Here is a 14,570-nt window from a genome sequence, read left to right on the forward strand (position 1 = left end):
TGCATGAACATTTTATGAAAATAGCTATAGAAGAAGCTAAGAAAGGATTTGGATTTGTTAATCCAAATCCCCTTGTTGGAGCTGTTCTTGTAAAAAATGATGAGATTTTATCTACAGGTTATCATCAAATTTTCGGTGGTCCGCATGCTGAGGTAAATGCTATCTCAAATGCTACTATCACTGAAGGAGCTACTCTATACGTTACATTAGAACCTTGTTCTCACTATGGAAAAACTCCACCGTGTACAGAACTTATTATAAAATCTAATATAAAAAGATGTGTTATCGCTACTCTTGATCCCAATCCTCTTGTTAGCGGGCGAGGTATTAAACAACTTAAAGATGCGGGTATTGAAGTTATTATAGGTATTTTAGAAAAAGAAGCTATAAATTTAAACAAAGTTTTTTTTAAGTTTATCAAAGAAAAAATCCCCTATATCTTCTTAAAAGTTGGAATTACATTAGATGGTAAAATCGCTACTAGAAATTACTCTTCTCAATGGATAACAAACTCTCTAGCTAGAGAAAAAGTTGAAAAATATAGAAATTTCTTTTCTGGAGTTTTAGTTGGAGCTAATACTGTAATTCAAGACAATCCTTCTCTTACATGTAAAACTTCTGGAAATCGAAATCCATATAGATTAATTCTAGACAAAGATCTGATTATTAATGAAGATTATAAAATTATTCAAAATAATTCTGATAAAAAAACATTTATCATCACTAATAAAAAAAATATGGATAAAGAGCTTTTTCAAAAATTAGAAAAAGATTTCTTTATTAAATTTATTACATTTTCAGATGATGAAAATCTAAAAGATATTTTAAAAAAAATAAGCTCATATAATATTGATTCTATTCTTGTCGAAGGTGGAAGTGGAGTTATCAGTTCATTTTTTAAAGAAAATCTATTTGATGGAGGAGAGATTATGATTGCACCCAAAATTTTAGGCGACAACTCTGCAATTCCATTCATATCGGATTTTTCACCTCTAAACATCAATAGTGCTTTCAATTTAGACAATATTAAAATAAATCTTTATGATAATAATATTGGGTTTGAGTTTTATAAGGAGGAAGGATGTTTACCGGTTTAGTTGAAGAACTTGGAAAAATAATTTCTATTGAAAAAACTTCTGCAGGAGCTAACATCACCGTTTCTTGTAATAAGGTTTTAACCAATGTAAAGCTAGGTGATAGCATTGCAACAAATGGAGTTTGTCTAACAGTAGTAGAAACTACTTCAAGCTCTTTTACAGCAAATGTTATGAATGAATCTCTTAGAGTTTCGGGATTAAACGAACTTAAAATTGGTTCACTTGTAAATTTAGAGAAATCTCTTACTTTGCAATCCTATTTGGGCGGACATCTAGTAACTGGTGATGTTGACTGTACTGGAAAAATTACTGATATCTGTAGTGATGGATTTGCAAAAAAATATACTGTTGAAATTCCAAAAGAATTTATGAAATATGTTGTTTATAAAGGTAGAGTGACTTTAGATGGAGCCTCTTTAACTGTTGCATCTCTAACTGATACAACCTTTACCGTTTCTTTAATACCACATACTCAAAAATCTATTACTCTTGGATTTAAAAACATTGGGCAAAATATAAATGTTGAAACAGATCTTATTGGTAAACATCTTGAAAAATTGCTCCTGAGTAGAGAACAAAATGATGAAAAACCTAAATCAAATCTCTCTAAAAATTTTTTAGCTGAAAATGGTTTTTTCTAATTATTAAAGGAGGAACAAATTATGTTCAATAAAATAGAAGATGCAATCAACGATTTAAAAAATGGTAAACTTATCGTTGTTGTAGATAATGAAAATAGAGAAAATGAGGGTGACCTTGTTGGTATTGGAGATATAATCTCTAAAGAAAATATAAATTTTATGATTAAATATGGAAGAGGTCTAGTTTGTGTTCCTATTGAAGAGAAAAGAGCCTCTGAATTAGAATTACTTCCTATGGTTTATAATAATAGCGATTCTCATGGAACAGCATTTACAGTTTCTGTGGATTCTCTTAATGGAACAACAACTGGAATCTCTGTTGAAGATAGATACAATACTATCAAAGATCTTAGTTTTAAAGCCACTTCTGGGAAAGAGTTCAAAAAACCCGGGCATATATTCCCTCTGATAGCTAAAAATGGCGGTGTAATCGAAAGACCCGGTCATACTGAAGCTTCTGTTGATTTAGCCAAATTAGCAGGTTTTAATGGATGTGGTGTTATCTGTGAAATTATAAAAGAAGATGGTGAAATGGCTAGAGTTCCGGATTTAATCGAATTCTGTAAAATTCATGATTTAAAAATGATTACTATTGAAGATTTAATTCAATACAGAAAAACTCATGAACTTCAAACTGAACTTGTTTGTGAAGCTCCTCTTCCTACAAAACATGGAACATTTAGACTTATTGGATTCTCTAATACAATTGACTTTAAAGAGCATGTAGCTCTTGTTTTCGGAGATATCAAAGATAAAGATGACGTTCTTATTCGTGTTCATTCGGAATGTTTAACTGGAGATGCTTTTGGTTCTTTAAAATGTGATTGTGGTAGTCAACTTGATAGATCTTTACAGAGTATAGTTGAACATGGTTCTGGTGCTCTACTTTATATGAGACAAGAGGGAAGAGGAATCGGCTTACTTAATAAAATTAAAGCATACGAACTTCAAGCTCAAGGAAAAGATACTGTTGAAGCTAATACACTATTAGGATTTGCTCCTGATCTTAGAGATTTTGCTGTTGCAGCCCAAATGATTAAACTTTTAGGTATTAAAAGTATCAACCTTATGACAAATAATCCTAAAAAAATTGATGATCTTGAACAATACGGAGTTAAAATTACCAATAGAACTCAAATTGAATTTCCTTCGAATGCTTGTAACTCACATTATTTAAAAACTAAAAGAGAAAAAATGAATCATCTTTTTAAAATAAATTAAATTTTTAATAACAAAAAGGCTTGAAATTAATTTCAAGCCTTAATCTTTTAAATCTTCTAATATCATTAAATAATAATCTATATCTTGTAGAAGACTCTCTTTATCTTTTTTAGAAAATTCCTCTGCATAAACTTTAACTTTCAACTCTTTAAATTGATTTTCTAACTCTTTTCTGTCCTTCTCTTTTATAGGTTTTGAAACTAAATTATTGAAATCATTTTGATAACTTCTATAATCTCCTCTTAATCCTACAGAAAAACATCCGGTAAAAAGCAATCCTATACTTAAAATTAATAAATTCCTCATAATTTTTACTTCCCTTTTTTTGTTTCATCTGTAAAAAATTTCAAAAAATTATATATATCTTTAGAGATATAATCCCAAGTATGATATTCATTTTCATATATCTTACCTTTAAAATTCAGTTCATACTTTTTAGCTCTTCCCACAACATCAAGCCACTGCTGAAACATCAAATATGGCTTTTTATCTTCTGATCCAACACTTAAATAGAATTTTTTTCCTTCAAATTTTTTAGAATCCATAGTTTTTATGATACTATAAGGATCATTTTTCAATATTTTATATCCCCAAGGACTGAATACTTTCACAAAATGGGCCTTATTAACATCATTAAACAGAAATCTAGGAACATATAAATATCTGAATATTCTCATTACTCTCCTATTTATACTCATTCTAATTAAGCTAATTGCTCCTGAAAAACTAGCTATCACATCATATGACTCAAGATTTTTAAGTCCTATTTTTAAAGATCCATATCCTCCCATAGAAAAACCGCCAATTCCTTTTATAGAATTAGGATACTCTTTTTCTATATAGTTGGTTAAATCTTTTGAAAAAAACTCTTCATATTGATGGATTTTATCTTTATAGAAGTTAGTATACCAACTTTCACCTTTATATCCAGAGTCAGGAAGAATAAAGATGATATCGTCTACTCTCCCTTTCCTCTTTAAAGTTAAATAATTCTCTCTTATTTTAGCTTTATAAAGCCAATCTTCACATTTGTCTCTTATTCCATGAAACAACACTAAACATAAAGGATTTTGTTTTAAAATTTTTGGTTTTAAAATTAAAAATCTCATCTTCTCTTCTGTATAACTACTTTTTAAAAAATGCTCTTCTAAAATAAATTCAGAATCTAACTCTTCATTTGAAAACTCCGAATATTTATGTTTTACATTTACAATTTTTTCAACTTGTGGAAAACCAAGAACTCTTTTTAGTTTTCTATCCAATTTAAAATTATAAGGGTATGTTACTATATAAAAAACCAATGAAATTATAGCTAGAAAAACCAGTATATTTAGTACCATTATTTCATTCCTCGAATTAGAACTCTGCGTTATTTGGAGTTCTTGGGAATGGAATTACGTCTCTTATATTTGTAACTCCTGTTACATACATAAGCATTCTTTCAAATCCTAATCCATATCCTGAATGAGGGAAACTTCCATATCTTCTTAAATCTAGATAGAATCCATAATCCTCTGATTTTAATCCTACTTCAGCCATTCTATCTTCTAAAATTTCTAAACTATCCTCTCTTTGAGATCCACCAATAATCTCTCCGATTCCTGGAGCCAATAAATCCATCGCTCTTACTGTTTTTCCATCTGCATTTAATTTCATGTAGAATGATTTTATATCTTTTGGATAATCCGTTACGAATACAGGTCTTTTAAAATGCTCTTCAGATAAGAATCTTTCATGCTCACTTTGTAAATCTATTCCCCATTTAACTGGATAATCAAATTTCTTTCCTGAATTGATTAAGATATCTACAGCTTCAGTATATGTTACTTTTCCGAAATCACTATTTAATACATTATTTAACTTATCAAATAATCCCTTTTCAATAAATTGATTGAAGAACTCCATCTCTTCCGGACATTCATCCATTACATATTTAATGATATATTTAATCATATCTTCTGCTAATTCCATATTTGCTTCTAAATCTGCAAAGGCTATTTCAGGCTCTACCATCCAGAACTCTGCAGCATGTCTTGATGTATTCGATTGTTCAGCTCTAAATGTTGGTCCGAATGTATATATATTTCTAAACGCTGAACAGTAAGTCTCACCATTTAATTGACCACTAACTGTTAGATTAGTTTCTTTTCCAAAGAAATCTTGAGAAAAATCTATTTTTCCATCCTCAGTTTTTGGAGTGTTGTTTAAATCTAAAGTTGTTACTCTAAACATCTCTCCTGCGCCTTCACAATCAGAACCTGTTATGATTGGAGTATGAGTATATACAAATCCATTCTCTTGGAAGAATTTATGAATTGCATAAGCTAATACTGATCTCACTCTAAATACAGCTGAGAAAGTGTTTGTTCTTGGTCTTAAGTGTGCTATTGTTCTTAAGAACTCAAATGAGTGTCTCTTATTTTGTAATGGATACTCTAAATCAGCTTTTTGGAAGATTTCTATTTCTTTTGCTTGAATTTCAAAAGTTTGACCTGCACCTTGAGATGCTACTAATATTCCTTTTACAATTATTGATGATGAAATTGATAATCTTGACACTTCATCAAAATTAGCTAAGTTAGTATCAAATACTACTTGAACACCCTTAAAGAAACTTCCATCATTTATCTCTATAAATCCAAAGTTTTTTTGTGATCTTATTTTTCTTACCCAACCTGAAATCTCTATCTCTTGGTTGATACACTTTTCTGTTTCTCTATAAAGAGTTTTTACTAATTGTTTCATTCTTATCCCCCTATATCATTTTTGCTTCATCGACAATTTCGATGCTGTCTAATTTCTGTCTTACTTGTGCTTTAAACTGTTCTAAATATAACTTTCTATATTTTTCTCTTTCAAGCTTTTCTTCAGCTGTTAGCTCTCTTTTTTTAGCTTGATTAGAAAAATAGTTAACCATCTCTATTATATCTTTCATTTCCATAATTGTTTCCTCCAAACTATACGATATATAGTCTTATTTAACTTTTCTGTAATTATACCGTTTATTTGAGTTTTTGTCAATTTGCTTGTAACTCTAAAAAGAATATTTTTGTTGTATTATTTTCTTTGAAAAATTGCTATAATTTAAATGAAAATTTTTTTAAGGAGTTGAAGTTTTTTATGAACTATTTCCAACCAAGACCTAAAACAAATTTTAATGTTACTGTTGATATTCCAGGTTCAAAATCTATTACAAATAGAGCTCTTATTCTTTCAGCTCTTTCTGGAAAAAATGTAACTTTGAAAAATATACTTTTGAGTGATGATACAAAATATATGATTGAAGCTCTAAAGAGTTTAAATAATAATATCACACTTGATTTACAAAATAAAACTTTAGAAATTAAAGGAAATAAAAATCCTAAATTTGATAATTTAGAAATTTATATCGGAAATGCCGGAACTGCAATGAGATTCTTAAGCTCATATTTAGCAACTGGAACAGGGACCGCTACTTTATATGGAAACGAGCGAATGAATCAACGACCTATCAAAGATTTAGTTGATTCTTTAGTTCAATTGGGTGTTAAAGTTGAATATATGAATGAAATTGGATTTCCGCCTATTAGAATTACTTCTAATGGCGTTTCTTCAAATTATGTAGAGATTGATTGCAGTAAAAGTAGTCAATATATTTCATCTATTTTAATGGCTGCTCCTAACTTTAAATCGCCTATACAAATCAAATTTACTAGTAGAGTTGTATCTCGACCATATATAGATATGACTCTGAAAATGATGAAAGATTTTAGTGTCGATTTCTTAGAAAAGGATAATAGCCTTTTTATTACTCCTCAAGAATATTCTTGTTCTGAATATTTAATCGAAGGTGATATGTCATCCGCTTCATATTTTTTAGCTATGGCTCTTATAAGTAACTCTACTGTTACTCTTAATAATTTTTTTAAAGAAAGTATTCAAGGAGATTCTAAATTTTTAAATGTTTTAACCGAAATGGGATTAGAGGTAATCTCTTTCAATGACACTAATATTACAGTTAAAGGAGTTCAAAATTATAACGGAATCGAGCTCAGCATGAACGATATTCCAGATGTTGCACAAACACTTGCTGCTGTCGCTTTATTTGCTAAAACACCCACAAAAGTTTGGGACGTTGAAAATATGAGAATAAAAGAAACTGATAGAATCTCAGCTTTAAAAAATGAGATTTTAAAATTAAACGGAAACTTCGAAGAGTTTCAAGATGGATTTTTAATTATTCCTAAAATTATAGATGAGTACAAAGGAGATTTTTTAGAAACATATGATGATCATAGAATGGCTATGTCTTTAACTTTAATTGGCCTTAAAGTTCCAAATATAAAAATTTTAGATCCAAACTGTGTTTCTAAAACTTTCCCTAACTTCTTCGAAGAGTTTAATAAAATTTATTTGGGGGAATGAAATGAAAAAAAATTATCTTTTTTTTACTCTCTTATTCGCCTTTATTTTTTCATTTAGCTTTTCTAAAACAGCTGAAGATATTGAGATTAAAAAATTAAAAGAACAGATTAAAATATTACAAAAAGAAATTCAAATTTTAGAAGCTAGAAAAATAGAGAGATTTAAAGAAGAGGAAAAACAGCCTAAAATTGGACTAGTTCTAAGTGGTGGCGGTGCTAAAGGATTCGCACACATTGGTGTACTGAAAGTTTTAGAAGAGAATAATATCAAAGTTGATTACATCACTGGTACTAGTATGGGAGCCCTTATAGGAGCTCTTTATTCTGCGGGATACACTCCTGACCAGATTGAAAAGCTTGTTCTAGATATTAACTGGCAAGAAACTTTTAATGATAGTCCAAACCTTGCCGATATTCCTATCGACCAAAGATCTTTAATGAAAAACTACAATCTTTCATTAAAATATGATAACTCTCTTAACTTTGCATTACCTAAAGGGATTAGAAATACACAAAAGATATACCTTACTTTGAAAAATCTGCTTTGGAATGTTGAGCAAACAAGAGATTTTAAAAAATTACCAATTCCTTTAGAGATTATTGCAACAGATTTAAATACTGGTAAAGCTAAATCTTTTAATAGTGGAGACCTTGCTCAAGTTATTACAGCAAGTATATCTATCCCAACTATTTTCGATCCAGTTGTAATTGGAGGCAATTATTATGTGGATGGATTATTATCTAGAAATTTTCCAGTGGAAGATGCTTTCAACTTAGGAGCTGATATTGTTATCGGTGTTGATGTTGGAAGTTCTTTACAGAAAAAAGAGGAATATGATATTCTGAGTGTTGCAGATCAAATTGTTGCTATACAAAGTACAAGTTCTACTAAGAGACAAAGAGACCTAACTACTGTTCTTATTGAACCAGATGTCTCAAAATATAAAACCACAGATTTTAATGATTTTAAATCAATTAAAAATTCTGGAGAGATTGCTGCAAGAAAACAGATTAACAAAATTTTATCTTTTGGTCCTAAACAAAATAAAAGAAAAAGTTCGTTACAATTCAAAAATAACTTTGTCTTAGATAACTTAGAGATTATTAGTGAGTCTGAAAACGCAAATCATAAAGAGATTATTGAATCTATTTTCAAAAGCTCATTTGGTAATAGTGTTAATCCAGATACTTTAGAAAATTTAATGCTAAAAACATATAGTCTTAACTTTGTTAATAAAATATACTACTCTTTTGACAACAACACTTTGAAGCTCCAAGTTGAAGAAACTCCAACTAATATAGTTGGATTAGGAGTGGATTATCAAACTGACTACGGAACTACATTTTCTATTGGAACTGATATAAGTTCATTCGGAAAGATTGGAACCTTGTCTACTGTCGAAGCTACTTTTGGAGATTATTTAGGTCTTAACCTAAAGAATTTCTCCTATTACGGTGTTTCAAATAAAGTTGGAGTTCTTAGTAGCATAAGCTATTCTGAAAACCCATTTTTTATCTATCATGGTAAAAATAAAATTGGTAGTTATAAAAGTCAAGTTACAAAACTTGAAAGTGCATTTGTAACACAATATTCAAATCTATTCTTACTGTCTTACGGTGCTTCCTTAAACTACAGTAGTTTAGACTCTGAAATAAAAAATATTCTAGATACATCTATTGAATATTCAAAAAGTTACGGTGATATCTTTCTTAATATAAATTGGGATAAAACTAACTCTACAGCCTTTCCTACCAAAGGGTTTAAAGGTGAAGTTTCTCAAAGATGGGGTGGGAATTTAGGAAAAGATGATTTAAATTTCCTTTCTACAAATTACATCTCATCAAATTTCATTCCAATTACAGATAGTACAAGTCTAACTGCTAAACTTTTTGGAGGTAATGTCAGCGGAGAAGATATTCTTCCTGATAAATATATTAAACTTGGTGGTCTATCTGACGACCTATCACAAAATATGTTTTCTTTTAGTGGATACTATTTCCAAGAAAAATATCTATCATCACTTCTTGGAGTTAGTTTAGGTCTTCAACAAAAGATTATTGAAAATCTTTATTTTAGTACTCATTGGGATATTGCAACTTACAAATATGTTGATGAAGATTTCACTAATAATGCTAAATCCATACTTTGGAAAGATTATTCTCAAGGTGCGAGTATTGGACTAAATTATCTTAGCCTTATCGGCCCTATTAAGTTTAATATATCAAAAGCTCAAGAATCTCATGATTATCTATTCCAATTTAGTTTTGGTTATAAATTTGATTAACAAAAAAACACCCTAAATTATAAGGGTGTTTTTTACTTCTAATTTTTGAGCCAAACTTTCTAGCTCTTCTAATTCTTTGTCTGTAGGTGGTAAAAGAGTTTCTTGTAGAATTTCTCTAACTCCAAAATGTCTATATTTTATTATCTTATACCTTACATCTGTTTTAGCTATGACTTCAGATACATTTTTTATCGTCATTCTATTGTTCAATTTTCCCTGAACAACGACAGTTCTAACTTCAAATAGTTTTCCTATCTCTTTTAAAAAATTTAAATTTTTAATTACATTTTCAACTCTTTTCTCTGTTAATTTAAAATGCTCTTCTTCGTTCCAAGCTTTAACATCGAGCATAAAAGAATCAGTTACTTCCACAAACTCTTTATAAATATCCTTTTCTAAATCTAAACTTCCATTCGTATCTACAAAACAAGTTAAGTTTGGCCAACTTTTCTTTATCTCCTTAAAGAACTCTGTGATAAATTTATATTGAAGGGTACTCTCTCCTCCACTTACAGTAACTCCTTTAATAAAAGCTTTTACCTTCGCAACCTCTTTTACTAATTGGCTAACACTGTATTCTTTAACTTTAGGTGAAGCATCAAATCCACAGCTTTTTATACATCTATCACATTCGCAACATAAAGAATCATTCCACACTACTTTCTCTTTCTCTATGTAAAGAGCATTAGTTGGACACTCATCAACACATTTATAGCAATTTTTACAAATATTTATTGTTTCTGGATTATGACAATATTCACAATTGAAATTACATCCCTGAAAAAATATTGCCATTCTATTTCCTGGTCCATCAACATTTGAAAATTTTATTATTTTATTTATTTTAGCAGTTAACTCTATACTACTCACTTCTTAGTTTTCTCCCTAAAGCTTTTGCATTATCTCTAGCACCTTTTCCTAAAATAGTTGTATCTCTTAGAACTTGCTCTCCTTTATCTAGCTTTTCCATTTCAGATCTTTTTACTAAATATCCTGTTACTCTTACTACATCACAACTATCACTATATAGTGAGAAGAATCTCATATCAGTCTCAAAAGCTCCCTTTATTATATCTAAAATCGCTTCAGGATTACTTTTGTAAGTTTCGTCGAATACGAATATATCTCCAATTCCACTTGGACAATATTGATGGAACGGTGCTGACTGAACTATGTGCTCAAATATCTCTGGTTCTTCTCCTACTGGAATTCTACATCCTGGACTTTCATTTCTATCTGTATCAATACCAACTTGTGAATGTAACAAGTGAGTATTTCCGAAAAACTCTCCAGCATATTTTGTTTTATGATTTTGAACTAAGCTACTCATTGATCTTACTATTTCTAAGGCTAAATCTGCTGCTACTTCTGAATATCCAAATCTATCTTTCTTCTCTGTTGCTCCTAAAAGATTATTTACACATTCTGCTAGTCCTACAAATCCAAATAATCCTGTGAACTTCTCTTTTTCAAGTAATCCCTCTTTAACTAAGAAGCTACTTTCATAAAATCCACTTTCTTCAATTACGAACTTTGATCTTTCATCTATATAGTTTAACATCTCTTTTGAAACTTCTGGTAAAACTTTAGTTAAAAATTCCTCTTTTGAAGAAGCTAATTTTGAAAGAGCACCCAATCTCACTCTTACTAAAGTGTTTGCTCCCCCACCAACTTTTAATCCATTGTAACAACTTACAATTCCGTACTCTCCTTTAAAGTCATCTCTGAATATTTTGTCATTTGCAAAACTTGGTTTTGCTGTTACAAGAGCTGTTTGAATTGCTTCAACTGCTATTTTATCAGATGTTTCCTCTGCGTATTTTATTGTTAAGTTCGGTGTTGGTAATTCTAATTCTCTCATAACTTTTAAAATGATAAGACCCGCTTTTGTCTCTTTTGGTCCTATATTTGCATGACAGAAAGAATCAGTTATAGTTGAGTCTATATGTTTTAAAAATAATTTTATCGCTAAATATGCTTCACTTTCATCTTTAATAAAAGGTTCTAATAAATAATCAATATTTCCTAAATAAACAGGCATTGTAGTTATTGAAGGAACATGCTTATAAAGTATCAATAATCCATGAACAGCTTCCCAAATATTCGTTGGCTTATCTAAGTTCAAAAACTTACTTCCATTTTGCATAAACACGTCATAATCAGGAACTATATATCTCGGTCTATAAGGTGCATTTCCTTCAAATAAATCACAAATAATTCCGTCTTCAATATATTTTTTCAAAGCTTCACTTTTATTTAAAACTTCTATACTTCCTTCTGCTAATCTAGCTAGAGTAACAACTTTTTGTTCAAAAGTTATTTTTTGACTCTTTATTGTTTCTAATATCATTACCTTCTCCCTTGAATTAAAATATAAATTTCACATATTATATTCATTTTCTACCACTTCTGTCAACTTTTATTATATTTTTCTAAAAATATTACAACCTTTTTTTTAATTCTTTGAATTGAATTATCTATCGCTTTAGGTTCTTTTTCTAACTCCTCAGCTATCTCTAAATAACCATAACCTTTAACCATATATGAAAATACCTCTTTTTCTAAACCGCTTAAATTTACCTTTAAAAATTTTTTAAGTAATTTCATCAACTCTTTTCCAATAACAATCTGTTCAGGTGTATAATATCTTAGTGACGGATTATTATATCTTATTAACTCTTCAATTTCTGAATACCCCTCTCCCTGCATAGCACTATTCAAATTTCTATTTTTTTCTGAATTATAATTTTTAACCGCTGTTATGATCTGTCTTTTTATACACAGAGATGCAAAGGTGCTAAAACATGCACTCCTATTCTCGTCAAAAGATCGAATAGCCTTCATTAAGCCTATCATTCCCTCTTGCACTAAATCCTCTCGTTCTGCACCTTTTAAAAATAAAGTTCTGTTTCTCATGTAAATAAGATTTTTATATTCTGCGACTATTTTCTCTATTGATTCTACGTCTCCCTGCTTAGCTAACAAAATATCCTCATTCCTAATCATGATCCCTCCTTATATTAAAGTTCAAACAACAATTTATTCTATTTAATTCATAACAATATTTTCCCCTTTCCTATTTTATATACCTCTTATATCGAAAAAAATCAATTTTTTATTTTAAATGTATCTCCCCCTTTCTTTTTTCACTTTTTTAAGGTACAATTATATTGACAAAGTACAATTAAATTACTTAAAAAACATTTATTTTATTTAGGAGGGGCTATGAAAACTGATATACAAATTGCACAAGAAGCAAACTTATTAAAAATTTCTGATATTGCTTCTAAGCTAAACATTAACGAGGATTATTACGATACTTACGGAAAGTACAAAGCTAAACTTAACCTTTCTCTATTAGATGAATTATCTACTAAGAAAGATGGAAAATTAGTTCTTGTAACTGCTATTACACCTACGCCTGCAGGAGAAGGAAAATCTACTGTTACTGTTGGTTTAACTCAAGCTTTAAATAGAATTGGTGTATCCTCTGTTGCAGCTCTTAGAGAACCTTCTTTAGGACCTGTTTTTGGAATGAAAGGTGGAGCTACTGGTGGAGGTTTCTCTCAAGTTATCCCTATGGAAGATATCAATCTTCACTTTACTGGAGATTTCCATGCGATTGGGGTTGCTCACAATCTTGTTTCCGCTTGTATTGACAACCATATCACTCAAGGAAATACTTTAAATATCGACAATACTAAAATAACTTGGAAAAGAGTTGTTGATATGAATGATAGAAATTTAAGAAATATTGTTGTTGGTCTTGGTGGAAAATTAAATGGATATCCTAGACAGGATTCTTTCCAAATAACTGTTGCATCTGAAATCATGGCAACTCTTTGTCTTTCAAACTCTTTAAAAGAGCTTAAAGAAAATATTGGAAAAATTGTATTTGGTTATGATTATAGTGACAAACCTTTAACTATAAATGATTTAAAAATTTCTGGAGCTGTTACTGCATTATTAAAAGAAGCTATAAAACCAAATTTAGTTCAAACTCTAGAAAATACTCCTGTTATCATCCACGGAGGACCTTTTGCTAATATAGCTCATGGATGTAACTCACTTCTAGCTACAAAATTAGCTTTAAAACTTTCTGATGTTGCTGTTACTGAAGCTGGATTCGCAGCTGATTTAGGAGCCGAAAAATTCTTAGATATAAAATGTAGAAAAGGAGATTTAAACCCTAACTGTGTTGTTATAGTTGCTACTGTTAGAGCTCTTAAACATCACGGTGGAGCAAAAGTTTTAAATGAAGAAAACTTAGATGCTTTAAAATTAGGTTTAGCTAATCTTGATAAACATATCGAAAATATGAAAAAATTCAATCTACCTGTTGTTGTTGCTATAAACAAATTTGTAACTGATACAGATAATGAAGTTGAATTAATTAAAGCTCATTGTGAATCTTTAGATGCACCTGTAGCTCTATGTGAAGTATGGGCTAAAGGTGGAGAAGGTGGAGAGGAATTGGCTAAATTAGTTCTTCAAAAAATTGAAGAAAACACTGCTAACTATAAACCTCTTTATGATTTAGAACTACCTATTAAAGATAAAATCTCTAAAATTTGTACAGAGATTTATGGAGCTAACGGAGTTTCTTTCTCTGCAGCTGCTAATAAAACTATTAAACAACTTGAAGAGCTAGGATATGGTAATCTTCCTATCTGTATGTCAAAAACTCAAAAATCAATATCTGACAAAGCAAATCTTCTTGGAAGACCAACTGATTTCACTGTTGAGATTGATACAATTAAACTTGCCGCTGGAGCTGGATTCATTATTGCTATGGCGGGTGGTATCATTGATATGCCTGGACTTCCTAAAGTTCCTGCAGCTGAACTTATTGATATCGATGAAAACGGTACTATTACAGGTTTATTCTAAATAACTTTGACCCTTACTTAAATATAAGTAAGG

General features: G+C 29.9%; 13 protein-coding genes. 6 read left to right on the plus strand and 7 right to left on the minus strand.

Translation table 11 applies throughout. The features are described 5' to 3' along the window. Nucleotides 1-14: 14 nt before the first annotated feature. The 3 genes from ribD to L992_RS04140 are packed head-to-tail and all read left to right on the plus strand — an operon-like array spanning nt 15 to nt 2,959. Complete coding sequence (gene ribD, locus L992_RS04130; protein WP_047394655.1) at nt 15-1,097, plus strand: bifunctional diaminohydroxyphosphoribosylaminopyrimidine deaminase/5-amino-6-(5-phosphoribosylamino)uracil reductase RibD; 1,083 nt, start codon at nt 15-17, stop codon at nt 1,095-1,097. Then, on the plus strand, nt 1,082-1,738 hold the full coding sequence (locus tag L992_RS04135; RefSeq protein ID WP_047384169.1) for a riboflavin synthase: 657 nt from the start codon (nt 1,082-1,084) through the stop codon (nt 1,736-1,738). The genes ribD and L992_RS04135 overlap by 16 nt, the downstream gene beginning before the upstream one ends. A gap of 21 nt (nt 1,739-1,759) precedes the next feature. After that, entirely contained in the window at nt 1,760-2,959 is a 1,200-nt protein-coding gene (locus L992_RS04140; protein ID WP_047384167.1) for a bifunctional 3,4-dihydroxy-2-butanone-4-phosphate synthase/GTP cyclohydrolase II, read from the plus strand. A gap of 39 nt (nt 2,960-2,998) precedes the next feature. Here L992_RS04140 and L992_RS04145 read toward each other — a convergent pair whose 3' ends face one another. The 4 genes from L992_RS04145 to L992_RS04160 are packed head-to-tail and all read right to left on the minus strand — an operon-like array spanning nt 2,999 to nt 5,900. Next, nucleotides 2,999-3,265, minus strand: a complete 267-nt coding sequence (locus L992_RS04145; RefSeq protein WP_047384165.1) for a hypothetical protein — start codon at nt 3,263-3,265, stop codon at nt 2,999-3,001. 5 nt (nt 3,266-3,270) lie between these two features. Beyond that, nucleotides 3,271-4,299 carry an alpha/beta hydrolase-fold protein gene (locus tag L992_RS04150; protein WP_047394590.1) on the minus strand — a complete coding sequence of 343 codons (1,029 nt, stop codon included), beginning with the start codon at nt 4,297-4,299 and terminating at the stop codon, nt 3,271-3,273. A 16-nt stretch (nt 4,300-4,315) separates the two neighbouring features. Continuing rightward, a complete protein-coding gene (gene asnS, locus L992_RS04155; RefSeq protein WP_047384162.1) occupies nt 4,316-5,704 on the minus strand; it encodes an asparagine--tRNA ligase in 1,389 nt (462 codons plus the stop codon). A 10-nt stretch (nt 5,705-5,714) separates the two neighbouring features. Then, complete coding sequence (locus L992_RS04160) at nt 5,715-5,900, minus strand: DUF896 domain-containing protein (RefSeq protein WP_047384160.1); 186 nt, start codon at nt 5,898-5,900, stop codon at nt 5,715-5,717. 179 nt (nt 5,901-6,079) lie between these two features. Here L992_RS04160 and aroA point away from each other — a divergent pair, with 179 nt between their 5' ends. Both aroA and L992_RS04170 read left to right on the plus strand, forming a co-directional pair. Continuing rightward, complete coding sequence (gene aroA / locus L992_RS04165; RefSeq protein ID WP_047394593.1) at nt 6,080-7,363, plus strand: 3-phosphoshikimate 1-carboxyvinyltransferase; 1,284 nt, start codon at nt 6,080-6,082, stop codon at nt 7,361-7,363. Between the two features lies 1 nt (nt 7,364). After that, nucleotides 7,365-9,647: a patatin-like phospholipase family protein gene (locus L992_RS04170; RefSeq protein ID WP_047384158.1), complete on the plus strand. Its 2,283-nt coding sequence runs from the start codon at nt 7,365-7,367 to the stop codon at nt 9,645-9,647. A 12-nt stretch (nt 9,648-9,659) separates the two neighbouring features. Here L992_RS04170 and L992_RS04175 read toward each other — a convergent pair whose 3' ends face one another. The 3 genes from L992_RS04175 to L992_RS04185 form a co-directional block, all read right to left on the minus strand. Continuing rightward, nucleotides 9,660-10,517, minus strand: coding sequence for a YjjW family glycine radical enzyme activase (locus tag L992_RS04175; protein WP_231549754.1), 858 nt, complete (start codon nt 10,515-10,517; stop codon nt 9,660-9,662). After that, nucleotides 10,510-11,997 carry a YjjI family glycine radical enzyme gene (locus tag L992_RS04180; protein ID WP_047384156.1) on the minus strand — a complete coding sequence of 496 codons (1,488 nt, stop codon included), beginning with the start codon at nt 11,995-11,997 and terminating at the stop codon, nt 10,510-10,512. The genes L992_RS04175 and L992_RS04180 overlap by 8 nt, the downstream gene beginning before the upstream one ends. Before the next feature lie 62 nt (nt 11,998-12,059). After that, nucleotides 12,060-12,653 (minus strand): sigma-70 family RNA polymerase sigma factor, encoded by a 594-nt coding sequence (locus L992_RS04185; protein ID WP_047384155.1) that lies wholly within the window; start codon nt 12,651-12,653, stop codon nt 12,060-12,062. Nucleotides 12,654-12,872: 219 nt separating this feature from the next. Between L992_RS04185 and L992_RS04190 the strand changes: the two genes are divergently transcribed. Then, on the plus strand, nt 12,873-14,537 hold the full coding sequence (locus tag L992_RS04190) for a formate--tetrahydrofolate ligase (RefSeq protein ID WP_047384153.1): 1,665 nt from the start codon (nt 12,873-12,875) through the stop codon (nt 14,535-14,537). Nucleotides 14,538-14,570: the final 33 nt, after the last annotated feature.

Origin of the sequence: Cetobacterium sp. ZOR0034, assembly GCF_000799075.1 — a bacterium.
Taxonomy (GTDB): domain Bacteria; phylum Fusobacteriota; class Fusobacteriia; order Fusobacteriales; family Fusobacteriaceae; genus Cetobacterium_A.